Origin of the sequence: Bradyrhizobium ganzhouense (genome assembly GCF_049949285.1) — a bacterium.
Classification (GTDB): Bacteria; Pseudomonadota; Alphaproteobacteria; order Rhizobiales; family Xanthobacteraceae; genus Bradyrhizobium; species Bradyrhizobium ganzhouense.
This window is the reverse complement of the sequence record NZ_CP181318.1, coordinates 5,755,644-5,778,210: the sequence shown is the minus strand read 5'-3', so window position 1 is coordinate 5,778,210 and position 22,567 is coordinate 5,755,644. Positions and strand designations below refer to the sequence as shown.

15 protein-coding genes and 1 tRNA gene are annotated in these 22,567 nt (G+C 63.1%); 14 read left to right on the top strand and 2 right to left on the bottom strand.

Going from position 1 to position 22,567, the window contains the following annotated elements:
• Positions 1–126: 126 nt before the first annotated feature.
• On the bottom strand, positions 127–1,350 hold the full coding sequence (locus ACLFLU_RS26625) for a serine hydrolase domain-containing protein (RefSeq protein ID WP_426407741.1): 1,224 nt from the start codon (positions 1,348–1,350) through the stop codon (positions 127–129).
• 152 nt (positions 1,351–1,502) lie between these two features.
• Between ACLFLU_RS26625 and ACLFLU_RS26620 the strand changes: the two genes are divergently transcribed.
• The 12 genes from ACLFLU_RS26620 to ACLFLU_RS26565 all read left to right on the top strand — a co-directional run bounded on the left by ACLFLU_RS26620 (position 1,503) and on the right by ACLFLU_RS26565 (position 19,855).
• Positions 1,503–1,578: transfer RNA gene (locus ACLFLU_RS26620), tRNA-Trp, on the top strand.
• A gap of 330 nt (positions 1,579–1,908) precedes the next feature.
• Positions 1,909–2,100: a preprotein translocase subunit SecE gene (gene secE, locus ACLFLU_RS26615; protein ID WP_007611620.1), complete on the top strand. Its 192-nt coding sequence runs from the start codon at positions 1,909–1,911 to the stop codon at positions 2,098–2,100.
• Positions 2,100–2,657, top strand: a complete 558-nt coding sequence (gene nusG, locus ACLFLU_RS26610) for a transcription termination/antitermination protein NusG (RefSeq protein ID WP_092294124.1) — start codon at positions 2,100–2,102, stop codon at positions 2,655–2,657. Before secE ends, nusG begins: the two co-directional genes overlap by 1 nt.
• Before the next feature lie 133 nt (positions 2,658–2,790).
• Positions 2,791–3,219 carry a 50S ribosomal protein L11 gene (gene rplK / locus ACLFLU_RS26605; RefSeq protein ID WP_027554142.1) on the top strand — a complete coding sequence of 143 codons (429 nt, stop codon included), beginning with the start codon at positions 2,791–2,793 and terminating at the stop codon, positions 3,217–3,219.
• Between the two features lie 6 nt (positions 3,220–3,225).
• Positions 3,226–3,918: a 50S ribosomal protein L1 gene (rplA, locus tag ACLFLU_RS26600; protein WP_063682741.1), complete on the top strand. Its 693-nt coding sequence runs from the start codon at positions 3,226–3,228 to the stop codon at positions 3,916–3,918.
• Between the two features lie 106 nt (positions 3,919–4,024).
• Positions 4,025–4,978, top strand: coding sequence for a 2-hydroxyacid dehydrogenase (locus ACLFLU_RS26595; RefSeq protein WP_426407740.1), 954 nt, complete (start codon positions 4,025–4,027; stop codon positions 4,976–4,978).
• 580 nt (positions 4,979–5,558) lie between these two features.
• A complete protein-coding gene (gene rplJ / locus ACLFLU_RS26590; protein ID WP_246916917.1) occupies positions 5,559–6,077 on the top strand; it encodes a 50S ribosomal protein L10 in 519 nt (172 codons plus the stop codon).
• A gap of 54 nt (positions 6,078–6,131) precedes the next feature.
• Complete coding sequence (gene rplL / locus ACLFLU_RS26585; protein ID WP_028152883.1) at positions 6,132–6,509, top strand: 50S ribosomal protein L7/L12; 378 nt, start codon at positions 6,132–6,134, stop codon at positions 6,507–6,509.
• A 473-nt stretch (positions 6,510–6,982) separates the two neighbouring features.
• Positions 6,983–11,107, top strand: coding sequence for a DNA-directed RNA polymerase subunit beta (rpoB, locus tag ACLFLU_RS26580; RefSeq protein ID WP_426407739.1), 4,125 nt, complete (start codon positions 6,983–6,985; stop codon positions 11,105–11,107).
• Positions 11,108–11,236: 129 nt separating this feature from the next.
• Positions 11,237–15,433 carry a DNA-directed RNA polymerase subunit beta' gene (gene rpoC / locus ACLFLU_RS26575; protein ID WP_426407738.1) on the top strand — a complete coding sequence of 1,399 codons (4,197 nt, stop codon included), beginning with the start codon at positions 11,237–11,239 and terminating at the stop codon, positions 15,431–15,433.
• A gap of 192 nt (positions 15,434–15,625) precedes the next feature.
• Positions 15,626–17,686, top strand: a complete 2,061-nt coding sequence (locus tag ACLFLU_RS26570; protein WP_426407737.1) for an FAD-dependent oxidoreductase — start codon at positions 15,626–15,628, stop codon at positions 17,684–17,686.
• Positions 17,687–17,821: 135 nt separating this feature from the next.
• The gene (locus ACLFLU_RS26565; RefSeq protein WP_426407736.1) at positions 17,822–19,855 is read left to right on the top strand and encodes an ABC transporter ATP-binding protein; all 2,034 of its coding nucleotides are present in this window, start codon (positions 17,822–17,824) and stop codon (positions 19,853–19,855) included.
• Here the strand turns inward: ACLFLU_RS26565 and ACLFLU_RS26560 are convergent.
• Positions 19,768–21,021 (bottom strand): FAD-dependent oxidoreductase, encoded by a 1,254-nt coding sequence (locus tag ACLFLU_RS26560; protein ID WP_426407735.1) that lies wholly within the window; start codon positions 21,019–21,021, stop codon positions 19,768–19,770. The two genes, ACLFLU_RS26565 and ACLFLU_RS26560, sit on opposite strands and share 88 nt — an antisense overlap.
• Before the next feature lie 669 nt (positions 21,022–21,690).
• Here ACLFLU_RS26560 and rpsL point away from each other — a divergent pair.
• Both rpsL and rpsG read left to right on the top strand, forming a co-directional pair.
• On the top strand, positions 21,691–22,062 hold the full coding sequence (rpsL, locus tag ACLFLU_RS26555) for a 30S ribosomal protein S12 (RefSeq protein ID WP_007603006.1): 372 nt from the start codon (positions 21,691–21,693) through the stop codon (positions 22,060–22,062).
• Between the two features lie 15 nt (positions 22,063–22,077).
• A complete protein-coding gene (gene rpsG, locus ACLFLU_RS26550) occupies positions 22,078–22,548 on the top strand; it encodes a 30S ribosomal protein S7 (protein ID WP_148750332.1) in 471 nt (156 codons plus the stop codon).
• The last annotated feature ends 19 nt before the right edge of the window (positions 22,549–22,567 follow it).

The window sequence follows — 22,567 nt, the reverse complement described above, 5'->3', positions numbered from 1 at the left end:
GCGGCGCGAAGTGCCGCTCCGCAGAGCCGGGACCCAGAAGCTTGTCGAGATCGCCGAGGCATGGGCCCGGCTCTGCGCAGCAACGCTAAGGGCGTTGCAGCGCGTCCGGGGCACGAGAGCCGAGCCTCAATCGACCGCCGCGTAAACCAGATCCCGCACCAGCGTGCGCGTAAAATCGCGCTGTCCGGGGCCCTGGCTCATGAACACCGTGAACAGATCCTCTTTCGGATCGATCCAGAAGAACGTGCCGGCGATGCCGCTCCAGAAATACTGGCCGACGCTGCCGGGGAAGGGCGCGATGCCGGCCTCGCGGCGCACGGCGAAGCCGAGACCGAAACCGTGGCCGGGCGACAGCAGCGTGCCATTGGTCACGACATCAGGCCCGAGGTGATCGGAGGCCATCAGCTCCAGCGTCTTGCGCCCGATGATCCTGTGGCCGTCGAGCGTGCCGCCATTGCGCAGCATCAGCGCGAAGCGGGCATAGTCCATCGTGGTCGAGACCAGGCCGCCGCCGCCGGACTCCATGACCGGCTGCTCGAGCATATTGAACAGCGCGACCTTGTCGCCGGTCCAGGGATCGGCTTCGAACGGCTGGGCGAGCCGGCTGGCATTGGCTTCGCTGGTGGAGAAACCGGTCTCGGTCATCTGCAGGGGCGCGAGAACGCGCTCAGTGAGGTACGTGCCGAGCGACCTGCCACCGACGACCTCGATGATGCGGCCGAGGATATCGGTAGAGCGGCTGTAGTTGAACTCGTCGCCAGGGTGGCAGACCAGCGGGAAGCTCGCCACCAGCGCGGCGTGCTCTGCATTGGTGATCTTGCGGCTGCGGACGCGGGACTCCTGGTAGAGTTTGTGCACGGGGCCGTCGCCCTGATGCTCGTACGTCAAACCAGACGTGTGGCGGAGCAGGTCCTGCACCGTCATCGGCCGCTTCGGTGGAACCAGTTCCAGCTTGCCGCCGCTGACCACGCCGACTTTCTGGTTCGCGAACTCCGGAATGAATTTGGCGACGGGATCGCTGAGGAGCAGGTGGCCGTCCTCGACCAGCGCCATGATGCCGACCGACACGATCGGCTTGGTCATCGAGAAGATCCGGAAGATCGAATCAAGCGCCATTGGGGTCGAACCCGTCGGACTCTGCTTGCCGAGCGCCTCGAACCAGCCGACCTGGCCGCGCCGGGCCACCAGCACGGTCACGCCGGGCACGGTTCCCTTGTCGATCTCCCGCTTGAACGCGTCCGACATCGCCTGGAGGCGGGGCCGCGACAGGCCCAGGGACTCAGGCTTGGCTTCGGGGAGAGGCGGGGTTTTCGGTGCGGTCGAGGGGCGAGGGGCGGCGGTGGCAGTCATGGGCACTCCCGGCTGTTCTTGATTATCGGGAGCGGAGAGTGGCCCAGAAGCAGCGGTACAAACAAGCGAAGCCAGCGCGCTTCACCCTTGCAATCCGGCCGCCCCCTGTGCTTGAAAGCGGCCCTGATCCGCGTGGCGACGCGAGGGTCCGTAGGAGTGTAGCTCAATTGGTAGAGCACCGGTCTCCAAAACCGGGGGTCGCAGGTTCGAGCCCTGCCACTCCTGCCAGCTAATCCCGACATTCAGGATCGACAGGCAGGAACAGCGGCGGGCCGAAAGGCTCGGACCGTGGATCATGCGGGGGCCATAAGCCCTTGATCCACATTGCGTCCGTCAGCCGGGCTGGCGCGCATTCCGCCCCGCCCACACCTTGACCTTTGGCCTCATCCGCAGTATCTACCCGGCACTCGCAGCCGGCCCGTTAAACGCGGATTTCCGGCGCGGCTTTGAAATCCCCCGAACAATCGAGCCCGGTTTTCCGGCTCATCCTTCGAGACAGAGGGCTGGGCCACAGGCGGCTGTTCGGATCCCTGAAATCCTTTATTGGCGTCTCAAACGATGGCAGTCAGCCCGTTCAAGTTCTTGCAGGAAGTGCGCTCGGAGACCGCCAAGGTCACCTGGCCCACCCGTCGTGAGACCACGATCACCACCATCATGGTGTTCGTGATGGTCGCCGTGGCCTCGATCTTCTTCTTCGCCGCCGACCAGATCATCCGTTACCTCATCACCTTCCTTTTGGGCATTCACTGATGGCAACAGCCGCCGCAACCCAATCGTCCGACAAGCGCTGGTACATCGTCCACGCCTATTCGAACTTCGAGAAGAAGGTCGCCGAATCGATCCGCGAGCAGGCCAAGCAGCGCGGGCTCGAGGAGCTGTTCGAGCTGGTGCTGGTTCCGACCGAGAAGGTCACGGAAGTGCGCCGCGGCCGCAAGATCGACGCCGAGCGGAAGTTCTTCCCGGGCTACGTGCTGGTGAAGATGAAGCTGACCGACGAGGCGTTTCATCTGATCAAGAACACGCCGAAGGTCACGGGCTTCCTCGGCGCCGAGAACAAGCCGATGCCGATCTCGGAAAACGAGGCCATGCGCATCCTGCACCAGGTGCAGGAGGGTGTGGAGCGGCCGAAGGCGTCGGTGTCGTTCGAGATTGGCGAGAACGTGCGCGTGGCCGATGGCCCGTTCGCCTCGTTCTCGGGTGTGGTCGAGGAAATCGACGAGGCGCGCTCGCGCGTGAAGGTCGCGGTGTCGATCTTCGGTCGCGCCACGCCGGTCGAGCTGGAATTCGGTCAGGTCGAGAAGGTCTGATCGGGTCACGCGGGACGCCGTAAGGCGTCACGCAAACAGAGGCCGTGGGAGGGAGAGGGCGGTTGCCAGCCGCATCCGACCCAGACCACGAACCTGAAACCGCCGGCTAAGGCCGGCACAACAGGAGTGATACATGGCAAAGAAAGTGACCGGATACCTGAAGCTTCAGGTCCCGGCCGGTGCGGCGAATCCCTCGCCCCCGATCGGTCCCGCGCTCGGTCAGCGCGGTCTCAACATCATGGAGTTCTGCAAGGCGTTCAACGCCCAGACCCAGAAGGAAGAGAAGAACACCCCGATCCCGGTGATCATCACCATCTATGCGGACCGTTCCTTCACCTTCGAGATGAAGACGCCGCCGATGTCCTTCTTCCTCAAGCAGGCTGCCAAGATCCAGTCCGGCTCGAAGGCGCCGGGCCGCGACAAGGCCGGCAAGGTGACTAAGGCGCAGGTGCGCGAGATCGCCGAGAAGAAGATGAAGGATCTCAATTGCGACACCATCGAATCGGCCATGAAGATGGTCGAGGGCTCTGCCCGTTCGATGGGTCTGGAAGTGGCGGGGTAAGCGGCTATGGCAATCGGAAAGCGTTTGAACAAAGCCCGCGAAGGTGTTGACCGCGAAAAGCTGTACCCGCTCGCGGACGCCATCAAGATGGTCAAGGAACGCGCCAAGGCGAAGTTCGACGAGACCATCGAGGTCGCGATCAATCTCGGCGTCGATCCGCGTCACGCCGACCAGATGGTCCGCGGCGTCGTGACCTTGCCGAACGGCACTGGTCGTACGCTCCGCGTCGGCGTGTTTGCCCGTGGCGCCAAGGCTGACGAAGCCAAGGCCGCAGGTGCTGACGTCGTCGGCGCCGAAGACCTGGTCGAGAAGGTGCAGAACGGCGCGATCGATTTCGACCGCTGCATCGCCACCCCCGACATGATGCCGCTGGTCGGCCGTCTCGGTAAGGTGCTCGGCCCGCGCGGCCTGATGCCGAACCCGAAGATCGGCACCGTGACCATGGACGTCACCGGTGCGGTGAAGGGTGCCAAGGGCGGCTCGGTCGAGTTCCGCGTCGAGAAGGCCGGCATCCTGCAGGCCGGCGTCGGCAAGGCCTCGTTCTCCGAGGAGAAGCTGGTCGAGAACATCAAGGCTCTCGCCGATGCTGTCTCGAAGGCGAAGCCGGCTGGCTCCAAGGGCACCTACATCCAGCGCGTTGCAGTGTCCTCGACGATGGGCCCGGGCGTGAAGGTCGAGCCGGGCACGATTCTCGGTTAAGGCGTGCCTCGGCTGAGGTTTGGAATTTGCATGAGGCGAGGGGCGGAATCGGGTGACCGATTCCGCCCCTTTCCATTTTCGACGGCACTCACCGGAAACAAGAACAATGGCTGACAAGGTCCTGATCTACTCGCGCTTTCCCAAGACGATGATGGCGCGCTTCGCCGAGCGGTTCGAGCTGCTCGACACCGCTGGCAAGCCCGCGAGGGAGGTGTTTTCCGCCGATGAGCTCGGTGGCATCCGTGCGATGTTGACCGCTGGCGGCTCGCCGCTCGGCGCCGAGGCGATGGACCTGTTTCCCAAACTCGGCGCCATCGTCTGCTACGGCACCGGCTATGACGGCGTCGACCTGAAAGCGGCTGCCGCCCGTAACATCGCGGTCGGCCACAGCCCGGGCGCCAATGCCGCCTCGGTCGCCGATATCGCGATGACCCTGATGCTGGCGGCGACGCGGCGGATCCTGGTCGCCGACCAATATGTCCGCAGCGGCGATTGGGCGGCGTCAAAGCAATCGCCGATGATGCGCCCGCAGGCCGGCATGCCCGGCCGCCGCATCGGCGTCTACGGCATGGGCGAGATCGGCCGCAAGATCGCTGCGCGCTGCGCCGCCTTCGAGAGCGAGGTCGGCTATTTCAGCCGCAGCAAATACGATCTGCCCTATCAATATTTCCCGACGCTGGAGGCGCTGGCCGACTGGTGCAGCGTGCTGATGATCGCGGTCCGGGCAGGAGCCGAGACCGAACATGCGGTCAATGCCGGCATCCTCAAGCGACTCGGCGCGGACGGCTATGTCGTCAACATCTCCCGCGGTTCGGTCGTCGACGAGAAAGCCCTGGTCGCGGCGCTCTCGGACAAAACCATCGCCGGCGCCGGCCTCGACGTCTTCGAGAAGGAACCGCACGCCCCCGACGCCCTGACCGCGCTCCCCAACGTGGTGTTCGCACCCCATATCGGCGGCCACACCCTCGAATCGCACATCGCCATGCAGAACTGCGTGCTGGCCAACCTGAGCGCGTTCTTCGAGGGCAAGCCGCTGCCTTATGGGGTCAAATCGGCCTGAATCGGCCCTTGTCAGGCGCCTCAAGCCCGGCCGGCAACGGATTGGAACTGGTGTGAATTTTGCTCTTGGCAAGCAGGCCGAGAGCGGTTAAAGAACCGCCTCCGGACGTGTCGGCCTTGGCTGGCGCGTCCGTGCACGCATTCCGAAAACCCGACACGCAGGAGACCATTCCTTTTCAGGACGTCCGTAAGGATTTGCCCGAAAAGGAAGGAAAATCCATCGGTTGGTGGGATGCGGGCAGAGGTCAGGCGGTTCGCCGGCTGGCCTTGTCCTGTCCAAGACTGCAGGCGCCCGCGGGAAATTTCGATTTCTCAACGGCTTAATCGCATGGCCTGCATAGACGGGTGAAGACCGGATTTCACTTCGCATCCCACCTTAAGGTGGTCGCGGAAGGAGTTTGGTTCGGACCTCGACACGCCGTGGGCTTCAACGAGCTCCCGGAGGGCAGGCTTTGAATTGTCGTCTCGCCCGGCGCGTGTCCGATGGGTTTTGACCCTGAGGTTCAGGTTTTGGGTGGGACGATGGGTGCAACCCGGCGGTCCCGCTTTTCGCGATGACCGCCAACCGGAAAGAGCTTGCTGTGGAACGAGCGGCAAAAAAGGAAGCGGTCGAACAGCTCAATGGGGTCTTCAAGACCACGAGCGTCGCGGTCGTTGCCCAATATTCCGGCCTGACCGTTGCCCAGATGCAGAAGCTGCGTACGCAGATGAAGCAGGCTGGTGCCTCGGTGAAGGTCTCGAAGAACCGTCTCGCCAAAATTGCTCTTGAAGGCACTGACGTCGTTGCCATCGGCCCCATGCTGAAGGGACCGACCGTGATCGCCACTTCGAACGATCCGGTAGCGGCGCCAAAGGTCGCCATCGAATTCGCCAAGGCGAACGAAAAGTTCGTCATCATCGGCGGCTCGATGGGGAAGACCGTCCTGAATGTCGACGGCGTGAAGGCGCTTGCCTCGCTGCCGTCGCTTGACGAACTGCGCGCAAAGATCGTCGGCCTGCTTGTGGCCCCGGCGACCAAGATCGCTCAGCTCGCCAACGCGCCCGCGGGCAAGCTCGCGCGCGTCATCCAGGCTCATGCCTCAAAGGGCGAAGCGGCCTGACGCCCTTCGCAAAACTCAAACCCGAACCAGACTTACATTCAAGGAAACTGAACAATGGCTGACTTGCAGAAGATCGTTGACGACCTCTCGAGCCTCACCGTGCTCGAGGCTGCCGAACTCGCGAAGCTCCTCGAAGAGAAGTGGGGCGTTTCGGCTGCCGCGGCTGTCGCCGTGGCTGGTCCTGCTGGTGGTGGCGCTGCCGCCGCTCCGGCGGAAGAGAAGACCGAGTTCACGGTCGTCCTCGCCGCTGCCGGCGACAAGAAGATCGAAGTCATCAAGGAAGTCCGCGCCATCACCGGCCTGGGCCTGAAGGAAGCAAAGGACCTCGTCGAGGGCGCGCCGAAGCCTGTCAAGGAAGGCGTGAACAAGGACGAGGCCGAGAAGATCAAGGTCCAGCTCGAGAAGGCTGGCGCGAAGGTCGAACTCAAGTAAGCAACGCTTGCTGGCGAGGTTCCGGGCCAAGGCTCGGGACCTTGGTTCATCCTCCAAAAGGATGGGCCAGATGCAAAAGGCGTGCGACGGATCGTCCCGACGCAGGCCGAACACGAAAATGTGTGGGGATTTGAGGGGATACCCCTCGAATCTCCACTATTGTCGCCCCATATCGGGTCGACAGCACGAAAGCGCGGTGGGCAGGGATGCCGGATTTCCCTGTAAGCCGTTGGGAGAGCAGGCTATTTCGGGCTTTTGCAGTCCGTGAAGACGATCGTTGTGACGGGCGGGCGTGCCTATGCGCCCCGCGCGTCGTTTTGCGTTTTGAAGGTCTGAAGAACAGATTCAGGACATGACGGCCTGAAACTGGATTTTCGGTCCCCAAAGCGGGTTCGAAAAATTCAACCCGGGGAGCGGCGGCAGCCGAGTCCTGGACGGCGCGCCCAGAGCGGGCGACGAAATGAGAGGCCACGATGGCGCAGCAGACATTCACCGGTCGCAAACGCGTTCGCAAGTTCTTCGGACACATCAAGGAAGTCGCCGAAATGCCGAACCTCATCGAGGTTCAGAAGGCGTCCTATGACCAGTTCCTGATGGTCGACGAACCCGTCGGCGGGCGCCTCGACGAGGGCCTGCAGGCCGTGTTCCGCTCGGTGTTCCCGATCTCGGACTTCTCGGGCACCTCTATGCTGGAATTCGTCCGCTACGAGTTCGAGCAGCCCAAGTATGACGTCGACGAGTGCCGCCAGCGCGGCATGACCTTCGCGGCTCCCCTCAAGGTGACGCTGCGCCTCATCGTGTTCGATATCGACGAGGAAACCGGTGCGAAGTCGGTCAAGGACATCAAGGAGCAGGACGTCTACATGGGCGACATTCCGCTCATGACGATGAACGGCACCTTCATCGTCAACGGCACCGAGCGCGTCATCGTCTCGCAGATGCACCGTTCGCCGGGCGTGTTCTTCGACCACGACAAGGGCAAGACCCACTCCTCGGGCAAGCTACTGTTCGCTGCCCGCGTGATCCCGTATCGCGGCTCCTGGCTCGACATCGAGTTCGACGCCAAGGACATCGTCTATGCGCGTATCGACCGTCGCCGCAAGATTCCGGTGACGTCGCTGATGTTCGCCCTCGGCCTCGACGGCGAGGCGATCCTGTCGACGTTCTACAAGAAGATCCTCTACAAGCGGACCAAGGAAGGCTGGCGCGTTCCGTTCGACGCCAACCGTTTCCGCGGTTACTCGACCATCAACGACCTGATCGACGCCGACACCGGCAAGGTCGTGCTCGAGGCCGGCAAGAAGCTCACCGTGCGCGGTGCGCGTCAGATGCAGGAGAAGGGGCTCAAGGCTCTGCGCCTGTCGGATGAGGAGCTCGTCGGTAACTATCTCGCCGAGGACCTCGTCAACCCGAAGACGGGTGAAATCCACGCCGAAGCCGGTGAGGAAATCACCGACAAGTCGATGAAGGTCCTCAACGAGCACGGCTACAAGGAGCTGCCGCTGCTCGACATCGACCACGTCAATGTCGGCGCCTACATCCGCAACACCCTCTCGGCCGACAAGAACATGACCCGTGAGGACGCGCTGTTCGACATCTACCGCGTGATGCGTCCCGGCGAGCCGCCGACGCTGGATTCGGCACAGGCGATGTTCCAGTCGCTGTTCTTCGACGCCGAGCGTTACGACCTCTCCGCGGTCGGCCGCGTCAAGATGAACATGCGCCTCGACCTCGATGCGCCCGACACCCAGCGCACGCTGCGCAAGGAAGACATCCTCTGCGTTATCAAGACGCTGGTGGATTTGCGCGACGGCAAGGGCGAGATCGACGACATCGACCATCTCGGCAACCGCCGTGTGCGCTCGGTCGGCGAGCTCATGGAGAACCAGTACCGTATCGGCCTCCTGCGCATGGAGCGCGCGATCAAGGAGCGCATGTCCTCGGTCGATATCGACACGGTCATGCCGCAGGACCTGATCAACGCGAAGCCGGCGGCTGCCGCCGTGCGCGAGTTCTTCGGCTCCTCGCAGCTCTCGCAGTTCATGGACCAGACCAACCCGCTGTCGGAGATCACCCACAAGCGTCGTCTCTCGGCGCTTGGACCGGGCGGTCTGACCCGTGAGCGCGCCGGCTTCGAGGTGCGCGACGTGCATCCGACGCATTACGGCCGCATCTGCCCGATCGAGACGCCGGAAGGTCCGAACATCGGCCTGATCAACTCGCTCGCGACCTTCGCGCGCGTGAACAAGTACGGCTTCGTCGAGACCCCGTACCGCAAGGTCAAGGACGGTCGCGTCACCGACGAGGTCGTCTACCTCTCGGCGATGGAGGAAGGCCGCTATTCCGTCGCGCAGGCCAACGTGCCGATCGACGCCAAGGGCCGCTTCACTGAAGACCTGGTGGTCTGCCGCGCGAGCGGCACCCGCGACGTCGTCCCGATGACGCCGGACAAGGTCGACTACATGGACGTGTCGCCGAAGCAGCTCGTTTCGGTTGCCGCGGCGCTGATCCCGTTCCTCGAGAACGACGACGCCAACCGCGCGCTGATGGGCTCGAACATGCAGCGCCAGGCGGTGCCGCTGGTTCGCGCCGAGGCGCCGTTCGTCGGCACCGGCATGGAAGGCGTGGTTGCGCGTGACTCGGGCGCCGCGATCGCGGCGCGCCGTTCGGGCGTGATCGACCAGATCGACGCGACCCGCGTCGTCATCCGCGCCACCGAAGATCTCGATCCGACCAAGTCAGGCGTCGATATCTATCGTTTGATGAAGTACCAGCGTTCCAACCAGTCGACCTGCATCAACCAGCGTCCGCTGGTGAAGGTCGGCGACATCGTCAAGAAGGGCGACATCATCGCCGACGGTCCGTCGACCGATCTCGGCGAGCTCGCGCTCGGCCGCAACGTGCTCGTCGCGTTCATGCCGTGGAACGGTTACAACTTCGAAGACTCGATCCTGCTCTCCGAGCGGATCGTGAAGGAAGACGTCTTCACCTCGATCCACATCGAGGAGTTCGAAGTGATGGCCCGCGACACCAAGCTCGGACCTGAGGAAATCACCCGCGACATTCCGAACGTTTCGGAAGAAGCGCTGAAGAACCTCGACGAAGCCGGTATCGTCTACATCGGTGCGGAGGTGCGCGCCGGCGACATCCTGGTCGGCAAGATCACGCCGAAGGGCGAAAGCCCGATGACGCCGGAAGAAAAGCTTCTGCGCGCCATCTTCGGCGAAAAGGCCTCCGACGTTCGCGACACCTCGCTGCGCGTTCCCCCGGGCGTGCAGGGCACGATCGTGGAAGTTCGCGTGTTCAACCGTCACGGCGTCGACAAGGACGAGCGTGCGCTGGCGATCGAGCGGGAAGAGATCGAGCGTCTGGCCAAGGACCGCGACGACGAGCAGGCGATCCTGGACCGCAACGTCTACAACCGTCTTGCCGAGCTCCTCGAGGGGCGGCAGGGCATTGCGGGCCCGAAGGGCTTCAAGAAGGACACCAAGATCACCCGCGCGGTGCTCGAGGAGTACCCGAAGTCGCAGTGGTGGCTGTTCGCTTCGCCGAACGACAAGCTGATGGCCGAGATCGAGGCCATGCGGAAGCAGTACGACGAGTCGAAGAAGGGGCTCGAGCAGCGCTTCCTCGACAAGGTCGAGAAGCTTCAGCGCGGTGACGAATTGCCGCCCGGCGTGATGAAGATGGTCAAGGTCTTCGTCGCGGTGAAGCGCAAGATCCAGCCCGGCGACAAGATGGCCGGCCGCCACGGCAACAAGGGCGTGGTGTCGAAGATCGTGCCGATCGAGGACATGCCGTTCCTCGAGGACGGTACGCATGCCGACATCGTGCTCAATCCGCTCGGCGTGCCCTCGCGCATGAACGTCGGACAGATCCTCGAGACCCATCTCGGCTGGGCTTGCGCCGGCCTCGGCAAGCGTATCGGCCAGACGGTCGATGCTTATCTGTCGAAGCAGGACATCAAGCCGCTGAAGGAAACCTTGAAGAAGGTCTACGGCGAGGACGAGACCATCAAGACGCTCAACGACAACGAGCTGCTTGAACTCGGCCATAACCTCAGCCGCGGCGTGCCGATTGCGACGCCGGTGTTCGACGGTGCCAAGGAAGCCGACATCGAGGAGATGCTGAAGCTTGCCGGTCTCGACGCTTCGGGTCAGTCGACCGTCTATGACGGCCGCACCGGCGATGCCTTCGACCGCAAGGTGACGGTGGGCTACATCTACATGCTCAAGCTGCACCATCTCGTCGACGACAAGATCCATGCGCGTTCGATCGGTCCGTACTCGCTCGTCACCCAGCAGCCGCTGGGCGGCAAGGCGCAGTTCGGCGGCCAGCGCTTCGGCGAAATGGAGGTGTGGGCGCTCGAAGCTTACGGCGCGGCCTACACGCTCCAGGAAATGCTGACCGTGAAGTCGGACGACGTCGCCGGCCGTACCAAGGTGTACGAGGCGATCGTGCGTGGCGACGACACCTTCGAGGCCGGTATTCCGGAATCGTTCAACGTGCTGGTCAAGGAAATGCGCTCGCTCGGCCTCAACGTCGACCTGCACAATTCCAAGGTGGGACCGGCGCCGACGTCGGAAGCAGCCGAGTAATACGACCTTTCATGCCCGGCCTTCGCGGCCGGGCATTGGCGCCCCTCCCGATGCCTTGAGGGCAGGGCGCCTCGCTTGAGTGATTTTCGAATTTGCGGCCGGAGGCGACCGGCACGCGAGGAGAAGACGATGAACCAAGAAATTATGAATCTCTTTAACCCGACGACGCCGGCTCAGGTCTTCGACCAGATCCGCATCTCGATCGCGTCCCCGGAGAAGATTCTGTCCTGGTCCTACGGCGAGATCAAGAAGCCGGAGACCATCAACTACCGTACCTTCAAGCCCGAGCGCGACGGCCTGTTCTGCGCCCGCATCTTCGGGCCGATCAAGGACTACGAATGCTTGTGCGGCAAGTACAAGCGCATGAAGTACAAGGGCATCATCTGCGAGAAGTGCTCGGTCGAGGTCACGCTGTCGCGCGTCCGGCGCGAGCGCATGGGCCATATCGAGCTCGCGGCGCCCGTTGCCCACATCTGGTTCCTGAAGTCGCTGCCGTCGCGCATCGGCCTGCTGCTCGACATGACGCTGAAGGATCTCGAGCGGATCCTCTACTTCGAATACTATGTCGTGCTGGAGCCGGGCCTCACCGCGCTGAAGGACCGTCAGCTGCTGTCGGAAGACGAGTATCTGAAGGCGCAGGACGAGTACGGCCAGGATTCCTTCACCGCCATGATCGGCGCGGAAGCGATCCGCGAGCTGCTCAAGGGTATGGATCTCGAGAAGCTCGAGCTGACCTTGCGCGCGGAGATGCAGGAGACCGACTCCGACATCAAGCACAAGAAGCTCGCCAAGCGCCTGAAGATCGTCGAGGCCTTCCGCCACTCCGGCAACAAGCCGGAATGGATGATCCTGACTGTCGTTCCCGTGATCCCGCCGGACCTGCGTCCGCTGGTGCCGCTGGACGGCGGCCGCTTCGCGACCTCGGACCTCAACGACCTCTACCGCCGCGTCATCAACCGCAACAACCGCTTGAAGCGGCTGATGGAGCTGCGCGCGCCCGACATCATCATCCGCAACGAGAAGCGCATGCTTCAGGAAGCGGTCGATGCGCTGTTCGACAACGGCCGTCGCGGTCGCGTCATCACGGGTGCCAACAAGCGTCCGCTGAAGTCGCTCGCCGACATGCTGAAGGGCAAGCAGGGCCGATTCCGCCAGAACCTGCTCGGCAAGCGCGTCGACTATTCGGGCCGTTCGGTGATCGTGGTCGGTCCCGAGCTGCGCCTGCATCAGTGCGGCCTGCCGAAGAAGATGGCGCTCGAGCTGTTCAAGCCGTTCATCTATTCGCGGCTTGACGCCAAGGGCCTGTCCACCACCGTGAAGCAGGCGAAGAAGCTGGTCGAGAAGGAGCGGCCCGAGGTCTGGGACATCCTGGACGAGGTGATCCGCGAGCATCCGGTGCTGCTCAACCGCGCGCCGACGCTGCATCGCCTGGGCATCCAGGCGTTCGAGCCGGTGCTGATCGAGGGCAAGGCGATCCAGCTTCACCCGCTGGTCTGCTCCGCGTTCAACGCCGACTTCGACGGCGACCAGATGGCCGTGCACGTTCCGCTGTCGCTCGAAGCGCAGCTGGAAGCGCGTGTGCTGATGATGTCGACCAACAACATCCTGCATCCGGCGAACGGCCAGCCGATCATCGTGCCGTCGCAGGACATCGTGCTCGGTCTCTACTACGTCTCGATCATGCGCGAAGGCCTGCCCGGTGAGGGCAAGCTGTTCGGCGACATGGCCGAGCTCGAGCACGCCCTGCATGCGAAGGTCATCCACCTCCACACCAAGATCAAGTATCGGTGGCAGGGCATGGACGAGACCGGCAAGGTCTCGACGCGCTGGATCGAGACCACCGCAGGTCGCGTCATGCTCGGCAACCTGCTGCCGAAGAACCCGCGGATTTCGTACGAGATCATCAACAAGCTGATGACCAAGCGCGAGATCTCGGGCGTCATCGACCAGGTCTACCGTCACTGCGGCCAGAAGGAGACTGTGATCTTCTGCGACCGCATCATGGCGCTCGGCTTCTACAATGCGTTCAAGGCCGGCATCTCGTTCGGCAAGGACGACATGGTCGTGCCGCACTCCAAGTGGAAGATCGTCGACACCACCCGTACGCTGGCGAAGGATTTCGAGCAGCAGTACAACGACGGCCTGATCACCCATGGCGAGAAGTACAACAAGGTCGTCGACGCCTGGTCGAAGGCGACCGAAGAAATCGCCAAGGCTATGATGAAGGAGATCTCCTCCACCAAGAAGACGGCGAGTGGGGCCGATGCCGACATCAACTCGATCTACATGATGGCTCACTCCGGTGCCCGCGGTTCGCCGGCCCAGATGCGCCAGCTCGCCGGTATGCGCGGCCTGATGGCCAAGCCGTCGGGTGAGATCATCGAGACGCCGATCATCTCGAACTTCAAGGAAGGCCTCTCGGTTCTCGAGTACTTCAACTCGACCCACGGCGCCCGTAAGGGTCTCGCGGACACCGCGTTGAAGACCGCGAACTCCGGCTACCTGACCCGTCGTCTGGTCGACGTCGCGCAGGACTGCATCATCACGCAGTCCGACTGCGGCACCAGGCTCGGCATCAAGATGCGCGCCATCGTCGATGCCGGCACCGTGGTCGCTTCGCTCGGTTCGCGCATCCTCGGACGCACGGCCTGCGAAGACATCCGTGACAGCTCCGGCAAGGTGATCATCAAGCGCGATACGCTGATGGAAGAGAGCCATCTGGACGCCATCCAGCAGGGTGGTGTGCAGGAGGTGAAGATCCGCTCGGCGCTGACTTGCGAGCTCGTCAACGGCATCTGCGGCATGTGCTACGGCCGCGACCTCGCCCGCGGCACGCCGGTCAACCATGGCGAAGCCGTCGGCGTCATCGCGGCGCAGTCGATCGGCGAGCCGGGTACCCAACTCACCATGCGCACCTTCCACATCGGTGGTGCGGCGCAGCTCAACGAGCAGTCGTTCGTCGAAGCCAACTTCGACGGCAAGATCGTGATCAGGAACAAGGCCATCGCCCGCAACAGCGAAGGTCACCTCGTCGCAATGGTCCGCAACATGGTGATCGCGATCGTCGATGCCGACGGCACCGAACGTGCAACGCACCGTATCCAGTACGGCGCGCGCCTGCACGTCGATGAAGGCGACATGGTCAAGCGTGGCCAGCGCATCGTCGAATGGGATCCCTACACCCGTCCGCTGCTCACCGAAGTCGAAGGAACCATCGGCTTCGAGGATCTGGTCGAAGGGCAATCGATCTCGGAAACGCTGGACGAGGCCACCGGTATCGCCAAGCGCGTGGTCATCGACTGGCGCTCGACCCGCGGCGGCGCGGACCTGCGTCCGGCCATTGTGGTCAAGGGCAAGGACGGCAAGGTGCTCAAGCTCGCCCGTGGCGGCGATGCCCGCTACATGCTGTCGGTCGACGGTATTCTGTCGGTCGACGTCGGTGCCAAGGTCAACCCGGGTGACATCCTCGCCCGTGTCTCGACCGAAAGCGCCAAGACGCGTGACATCACCGGCGGTCTGCCGCGGGTGGCGGAACTGTTCGAGGCTCGGCGTCCGAAGGATGCGGCGATCATCGCCGAAATCGCGGGCACGATCCGGTTCGGGCGCGACTACAAGAACAAGCGTCGCATCTCAATCGAGCCGATGGACAAGACCGACGAGGCGCGCGAGTACCTGATCCCGAAGGGTAAGCACATCCACCTTCAGGACGGCGACGTCGTCGAAAAGGGCGACTTCATCGTGGAAGGCAATCCGGCACCGCACGACATCCTTGCGGTCAAGGGCATCGAGGAGCTCGCGGCCTATCTGGTCAACGAGATCCAGGAGGTCTACCGGCTCCAGGGCGTGCTCATCAACGACAAGCACATCGAGGTGATTGTCCGTCAGATGCTCCAGAAGGTGGAAGTCACCGACCAGGGCGACACGGACATGATCTCCGGCGAGCAGGTCGACAAGATCGAGTTCGACGCGCTGAACGAGAAGGCCAAGGAAGAGGGCAAGAAGATCGCCACGGGGACGCCGGTTCTGCTCGGCATCACCAAGGCGAGCCTCCAGACCCGCTCCTTCTTCTCGGCGGCCTCGTTCCAGGAGACCACCCGCGTCCTCACGGAAGCGGCGGTCAACGGCAAGGTCGATCCGCTCGAAGGCCTCAAGGAGAACGTCATCGTCGGCCGGCTGATCCCGGCAGGCACCGGCGCCTCCATGGCCAAGATCCGCGAAGTCGCGGTGAAGCGGGACAAGATGATCCTGGACGAGCGCGAGAAGCAGGCGGCCGTCGTGTCGCCCGCGCCAGAAGCGGAGCTTCCTGCGCTGCCGCCCGCGGAATGATGGTTCATCCGTAGGAATACCGAGGACAACGAAAAGGCCGGCGAAAGCCGGCCTTTTTGCTGCTTTGTTTGCCTGTTGCGATGCGGGATCAACCTTTGTTCATCTTCCCTTCAGTCAGAAAAGCGCTTCTGCTAGGGGAGTTTAGACCGGTGGTCCCGTGACGGGGGCAGGGCCGGAGACCACGGAACTGACATGCTTGATCTCGCAATCGTAGGCGGCGGCCCCGGCGGGCTGATGAGTGCCTGGTACCTGAAGCGTAAGCTCGGCGACCTCTGCCGCATCACCATCTATGAGGCCTCCGATCGGCTCGGCGGCAAGATCGTCTCGCGCAAATTCGATTCTGCGCCGGCGATGTACGAGGCTGGCGTCGCCGAGATCTACGACTACTCGATGACGGGTCCCGATCCGCTGCGCGAACTGATCCAGCATTTCGGCCTGCAGACCATTCCGATGGACGCCGAGCAGGTGCAGTTCGGCGGCGAGCTGCTCAACGACGTCACCGGCATGCGCCGCAAATACGGCGCCAAGACTGCGGAGGCGATCGAGTCGTTCCGCACGCGCTGCGCAGACCAGATGTCGCCGATCGAATATTACGAGGGCGTCGGCGCGCACGACAACGAGAACCCCTGGGCCTACAAGACCGCCGAGCAGGTGCTCGACGAGGAGGTCAAGGACGAGACCGCAAAGCGTTTCTTCAAGGTGATGGCGCGCTCCGATATTGCGACCGAGAGCCACAACACCAATGGCCTCAACGCGCTCAAGAACTATCTGATGGATGTCGACGGCTATATCGGCCTCTATTCCATCCAGAACGGCAACGAGCAGCTGATCGAGTGCCTGCAGTCGGAGGTCAACGCCGACATCCAGCTCAATCACCGCGTGCTCGCCGTCGGCAAGGCGCCGACCGGCCGCTATCAGATCAAGATGATGAACGGGAAGGGACCGGAGACGCGCGACTTCGATCTCGTGCTGGTCTGCCTGCCGCATTCCTGGCTCGCCACGATGGGGTGGGAAGGCGAGCAGCTGCGCAAGTCGATGGTCAAGCACGTCTCTTATTTCGACCGTCCCGCGCATTACCTGCGCGTCTCGATCCTGTTTGATTCCCCGTTCTGGGGAGACAAGATTTCCGGCGCCTGGTTCATGTCGGAAGCCTTCGGCGGCTGCTGCGTCTACAATGAGGGCGCGCGCCACGACGTCGGCAAGCACGGCGTCCTGAACTGGCTCATTCCCGGCTCCGATGCGCTGGCGTTCGCCAATCTGTCGGACCAGGAGCTGATCGACGCCGCGCTGAAATCGCTGCCGGCCTCGCTCGGCGATGCGCGTGCGCATTTCATGGAAGGCAAGATCCACCGCTGGCTGTCGTCGGTGAATGCCATACCGGGCGGTCTGCCCGTGCGCGACGTCATGACCAATCACCGGCCCGAGCCGAAGGAGCATCCCGGAATCGTCGTGGTCGGCGATTATCTGTTCGACTCCACGCTGAACGGTCTGCTCGACTCATCGGACGCGGCGACCGACATCATCCTGACCGAGATGATGCGGCTGCGCCGCGAGCACGCCCAGGATGGCAAGCCCGTCTCGGACAAGATCGACCGCGCCTATTTCGAGAACTATCGCGGCGTCGGCCCTTATGGCGAAGCGTGGCGGCAGTTCACCGATCCCGATTACCTTGCAAAGCTGATCGGCATCGTCTGGGGGAAGGCGCAGGGCGCAAAACTCCTGGTCGCGGGCTCCGCCAGCGGCGAGCTGGTCGGGGCGCTACGTGATCGCGGCATCGATGCCTGGGGCATCGAGAACAACCGCGCGATCCACGCCAAGACGCCGAAGGAGCTGAAGAAGTACAACAAGCTGGGATCGATCCTGGACATGCCGTTCAAGGACGGCGCATTCGACTACGTGTTCGAGACCAGCTTGTGCCACATTGCCCCGAAGCAGGTGGCCCGCGCGATCCGGGAGTTGAACCGCGTGGTCAAGACCGGCCTCGTGTTCGGCTCGGTCACCTCGGACATGGCCTCAGCCGTGATCGACCGCTACGACCTGTTGCGCGGGGTCAAGAAGCTCGGCACCTGGTGGGAATGGTCCGAACTGTTCTTCGGCAACGGCTTCGATCTGTCGATGCACCGCAACGACTGCACCGACGCGCTCTGGGCGGCGACGCTCGCCGCCAACAAGGGGCCGGGGCAGTGGTATGCCGACGCCGACTCTTTGCGTTATTCCTTCTTCGACAAGGTCGAGGACGAAGACGACGACTAGCACCACAAGGCGGATGAATTCGCCAATTGTTTTGCCGAATTCATCCTGATCGCATAGAATCGGTGAAAGTAGCGGCGTTCTGCTATTTCCCTGCTTTCTCTGCGGTCATGCCGGCCGTCAGCATCGGTTGGTTTCATGGCGTCCAAGCCTCTCTCTCCCGACAAACAGACGCTCGCTGCGCAAGAGGCGACCGAGCTCGAGGACAAGCTCGCCACCGGTGCCGAGCCGGAGCTGGAAGACGACGAGGACGACGAAGGCGAGGACGACGACGAGCTCGAGCTCGACGACGATGATGACGAGGACCTCGTCGTCTTTACCGCCCGCGAAGCCGCCGGCGCGCTCGCAACCATCCTGGGCTTCGTCAAGCCGTTCCTGTCCAACTACAAGCGCATCCTGGGCTATGTGGCGTTCGGCGTTCTGGTCGAGACGCTGTTCAACGTCATCATGCCGCTCAGCCTGAAATATCTGATCGACGACGCGCTCGGCGAGGAGGATTTCCAGGCGCTGTACAAGATCCTCGGCGTGCTCGCGGCCGCCGGCATCTTCACCTCGATCGTCGCGGTCTGGTATGAGCGCTGGGATGCGCGGTTGGCCGCCCGCATCATCTCCGACGTCCGCAGGCGACTGTTCGAGCATGTCCAGGACCTGCCGACGGCCTATTTCGGCCGCACCAAGCGCGGGGAGATTCTGTCGCGCTTCTCGGTCGATCTCTCGGCCTTCGAAGGCTCGGTCAAGACCTTTGCCAACAGCGCCGCGCTGCCGTTCCTGGAGTTGATCGCCGGCATCATCCTGATGTTCTTCCTGAACTGGCAGCTCGCCCTCGTCGCGCTGCTTGTGTTTCCGATCACGCTGATCGGCCCGCGCATCCTGACGCCGAAGGCGGTGCAGGCCAACTACGAGCAGAAGCTCAACGAAAGCGCGCTGCTCGGCATGGTGCAGGAGAACGTTGCGGCGCAGGCCGTGATCAAAGCGTTCAGCCTGCAACGCAGGATGTTCGGCTTCTTCAACTTCCGCAACGACGAGACCCGCAACCGGATCGCCGCGGCTGCGTTCCTGTCGACGATGGTGGAGCGGACGGTCACCATCTCGGTGCTCTTGTTGCACCTCGTTGTGCTCGCGATCGGCGCCTATCTGGCGACCAAGGGCCAGATCACCATCGGCACCTTCGTCACCTTCGAGAGCGCGTTCTGGGAGGTCTCCTACAACATCGCCCATGTGATGCACTTCATCCCGGTGTCGATCTCCTCGGCCGCCGCGATCCGCCACATCCAGGAGTTGCTGGACGAGCCCACGCGCGGCGCCGATCGTCCCGGCGCGCCCGATCTGCCGCGCATCACCCACGACATCACCTTCGACCACGTCACGTTCCAGTACGAAGGCAGTCAGACGCCGGTGCTGGATAATCTCAGTCTCAAGCTCAACGCCGGTAAGAGCATCGCCATCGTCGGCCCGTCGGGCTCCGGCAAGAGCACGCTGCTCAATCTGATCCTGCGGCTTTACGTGCCGGACGAGGGGCGGGTCACGATCGACGGTGTCGACGTGCGCAAGGTGACGCTGGATTCGCTGCGCCGGAGCATGGCCGTGGTGTTCCAGGAGAACATGCTGTTCAACATGTCGATCCGCGAAAACATCCGGCTCGGCAAGGAGGGCGCGACCGACGAGGAGGTGGAGGACGCCGCCAAGAAGGCCGAGATCCACCGCTACATCATGAGCCTGCCGCAGCGCTACGACACACCGGTCGGCGAGCGCGGCGACACGCTGTCGGGCGGCCAGCGCCAGCGCATCGCGATCGCGCGCGCCATCATCCGCAATCCCTCCGTGCTGCTGCTCGACGAAGCCACCTCGGCGCTCGACCAGACCACGGAGGCCGCGATCAACCGCACGTTGCTGAAGGTCGCCAAGGGCCGCACCATGATCTGGTCGACCCACCGTCTGACCTCGGTGGTCGAGATGGACGAGATCATCGTGATTTCAGGGGGCAGGGCGATCGAGCGCGGCTCGCATGCCGAGTTGCTCGCCAGGAACGGGACTTATCGCAAGCTGTGGAACGACCAGATCCATCAGCCGCACGGCGCTTCCGCTCAGGTCGACGACGACAGCGACGATGACGACGAGGATGAGGACGACCTCGACGAGGATGATGAGGACGAGGACGACGAGGAGGAGTGACCGAGGAAATTCGGCTCCAGATGGAACGCCCCTCCCAGTCGCCGCAATAATCCCTGGCTCGACCACGCCATGAAGCGCGCCCAGCGCTGCGCGGTCCAGTACGGGCTCGTCGCAATCGACACCAAGCGGAAGTCGAAGGCTTTCGCCGCCGACCATTCGTCACAGGCCCGCTTGACCGGATCGGCGTAGAAGGCGGCGATCTTGTCGGCATCCATCCCGTCGGATGCCAGCCATTGCGGGATGTGGACGTTGCAGAGCCGCTCGACGTCGGTGAACACCTTGTCGCAGCCGGTGCCTGCGACCGGGCAGGAGGTCGCGAAGGCGTCGCCCACCAGCACCACGCCGGGCTGATGGCTGGCATCGTTCACATAGAGATCGACCGGGCGGATCGTCAGCTCGCCCAATATGTCGAAGGCGCCGGTGATGCGCTTGAGCCGCGGCAAGGCGACGTCCAGCGTCGCGGCCGGCGCGCGGCGCAGCTCGCGCAGCCAGGGATCGTCGAAGCCGCGGTACACGAACAGGTTGGCGCGCATCCGCGTGCCGATCGGAAACAGCGTGATGTAGGGGATGCAGTCGCTCGGCCGCTCCGAGAAATATGTCAGCGCCGGAAAGTCGAACGCATTGCGGCCCGCCGGTACAACGTCGAAACCGATCGAGATTGAATGGCAGGCGCTGATGATGTTTCGCGTGATGCCGAGCTGGTGGCGCAGGCCGACATTCAGGCCGTTGGCAAGCACGACCAGCCGGGCCGAGATGGTCTCGTCATTGGCGAGCGCGATTCTCGAGCGCTCCGGGCTGGTCTCGACCGACACCGCCTTGGTCCAGATTCGCTCGACAGTTTCGGGGATCTCGTCGCGGATCGCGTTGACCAGGGAATCGTAAAGGATGTTGAACTGCCGGCTCGGCGCCTTGTCGAGGAGACGTCCGAATCGCGCGATCCAGTTCTCACCAGAGAAGGTCGCGCGGCGCAGCACCGAGTCGGCGATTCCCGTGCGCTGGAATCGCTCGACCTGTCCGTGACCGCTGAGTTTTTCGACGCGAAAATCGGCCGGATAGGTCTCATGCGGGTCGATCAGCACCGCCGGAATGCCGGCACGCCCGAGCATCGCGGCGGCGGTCGAGCCGGCAAGTCCCCCGCCGATGATGGCAATGTCGGTGTACCGCATGGCGCTTGTCCCTGCCGAAGAGGACAGATTGACGCATCAAGAGGAAAAAAAGCCTTAGCGCGGGTTATAAAAGTATATTTCTCCCGGGTATAATTTACCATCAGGGCTGGCGGAACCGGCATCTCGATCCCATATCTGGAAAGCAGAGGGAGAGGGCGGACAGGCTTTTTCCTCAGGCGCGATAAGCGCTTTCTGACGGTCATTTCACCTTGACTTGACCGATTCTCACTTATAGAAAGCGCCTCACTTAACGACAGGCGGTGAGCATCGCCAACGTCGGAACGGGCCACCCGTTTGATCCCTCTAGGATCGCAGAACGGGCACCAACCTCGACGAATGCCGCTCAAACGCTGTCGATTATAGCTAGGCAATGCCAGTGCGATTCTAGATCTCTTGAGCTCGCTCTCTAGAGATCGAATTCGGATGCATGACCTCGGTGCGCGGGCCGCAGCTCTACGCTGATCGGCTCGAAGACTGCGGTCCTCTGTGGCGTCGTAACGCTTTCCGCTCGGTGATGGAGCGGTTGGCGCAATTTCGCTTTGTGTGGATTGTTCCGTGCGAGGTGGCCCCGTCGGGCGGGTAGCGCGACAAGAATTTGCGGTCCCGGCAACGGGCCGCGGCAAGACAGCGGGCCCGCAAGGGGCTGCGATAACAAAGGGTAAGGCCAGGATGCCGACGATCAACCAGCTGATCGCTCAACCGCGTGAAGTGCAGAAGTCGCGCAAGAAGGTGCCGGCGCTGCAGCAGTCGCCGCAGAAGCGTGGTGTTTGCACCCGCGTCTATACGACGACCCCGAAGAAGCCGAACTCGGCGCTTCGTAAGGTCGCCAAGGTGCGCCTGACCAACGGCTTCGAGGTGATCGGCTACATCCCCGGTGAGGGCCATAACCTCCAGGAGCACTCGGTGGTCATGATCCGCGGCGGTCGCGTCAAGGACTTGCCCGGCGTGCGCTACCACATCCTCCGCGGCGTTCTGGATACCCAGGGCGTCAAGAACCGTAAGCAGCGTCGTTCGAAGTACGGCGCCAAGCGTCCGAAGTAAGCGGGAACCAGCTCAATGTCTCGTCGCCACTCAGCGGAAAAGCGCGAAGTTCTTCCCGATCCGAAGTTCGGGAACATCATCGTCACGAAGTTCATGAACTCGGTGATGTACGCCGGCAAGAAGTCGGTCGCCGAAGGCATCGTCTATGGTGCGTTCGGTCTCATCGAATCCAAGACCAAGCAGAACCCGCTCGGCGTGTTCGAGCAGGCACTCGAGAACGTCATGCCGACGATCGAAGTGCGCTCCCGCCGCGTCGGCGGCGCGACTTATCAGGTCCCGGTCGAGGTTCGCTCGGTGCGCCGTCAGGCGCTGGGCATCCGTTGGCTGATCTCGGCTGCGCGCGAGCGCAACGAGAAGACGATGACCGAGCGGCTCTCGGCTGAGCTCCTGGACGCGTCGAACAACCGTGGCAACGCCGTCAAGAAGCGTGAAGACGTGCACCGGATGGCGGAAGCCAACCGCGCCTTCTCGCACTATCGCTGGTAACGGCGAAACAAACGGACTC

Excerpts from the sequence above, each read along its gene's own strand:
- rpoB (WP_426407739.1), top strand. The coding sequence starts at position 6,983 with ATGGCGCAGCAGACATTCACCGGTCGCAAACGCGTTCGCAAGTTCTTC.
- rpoC (WP_426407738.1), top strand. The coding sequence starts at position 11,237 with ATGAACCAAGAAATTATGAATCTCTTTAACCCGACGACGCCGGCTCAG.
- rplA (WP_063682741.1), top strand. The coding sequence starts at position 3,226 with ATGGCAATCGGAAAGCGTTTGAACAAAGCCCGCGAAGGTGTTGACCGC.
- rplL (WP_028152883.1), top strand. The coding sequence starts at position 6,132 with ATGGCTGACTTGCAGAAGATCGTTGACGACCTCTCGAGCCTCACCGTG.
- rplK (WP_027554142.1), top strand. The coding sequence starts at position 2,791 with ATGGCAAAGAAAGTGACCGGATACCTGAAGCTTCAGGTCCCGGCCGGT.
- rpsL (WP_007603006.1), top strand. The coding sequence starts at position 21,691 with ATGCCGACGATCAACCAGCTGATCGCTCAACCGCGTGAAGTGCAGAAG.
- secE (WP_007611620.1), top strand. The coding sequence starts at position 1,909 with ATGGCAGTCAGCCCGTTCAAGTTCTTGCAGGAAGTGCGCTCGGAGACC.
- ACLFLU_RS26560 (WP_426407735.1), bottom strand. The coding sequence starts at position 21,021 with ATGCGGTACACCGACATTGCCATCATCGGCGGGGGACTTGCCGGCTCG.
- ACLFLU_RS26595 (WP_426407740.1), top strand. The coding sequence starts at position 4,025 with ATGGCTGACAAGGTCCTGATCTACTCGCGCTTTCCCAAGACGATGATG.
- nusG (WP_092294124.1), top strand. The coding sequence starts at position 2,100 with ATGGCAACAGCCGCCGCAACCCAATCGTCCGACAAGCGCTGGTACATC.
- ACLFLU_RS26625 (WP_426407741.1), bottom strand. The coding sequence starts at position 1,350 with ATGACTGCCACCGCCGCCCCTCGCCCCTCGACCGCACCGAAAACCCCG.
- ACLFLU_RS26570 (WP_426407737.1), top strand. The coding sequence starts at position 15,626 with ATGCTTGATCTCGCAATCGTAGGCGGCGGCCCCGGCGGGCTGATGAGT.
- rpsG (WP_148750332.1), top strand. The coding sequence starts at position 22,078 with ATGTCTCGTCGCCACTCAGCGGAAAAGCGCGAAGTTCTTCCCGATCCG.
- ACLFLU_RS26565 (WP_426407736.1), top strand. The coding sequence starts at position 17,822 with ATGGCGTCCAAGCCTCTCTCTCCCGACAAACAGACGCTCGCTGCGCAA.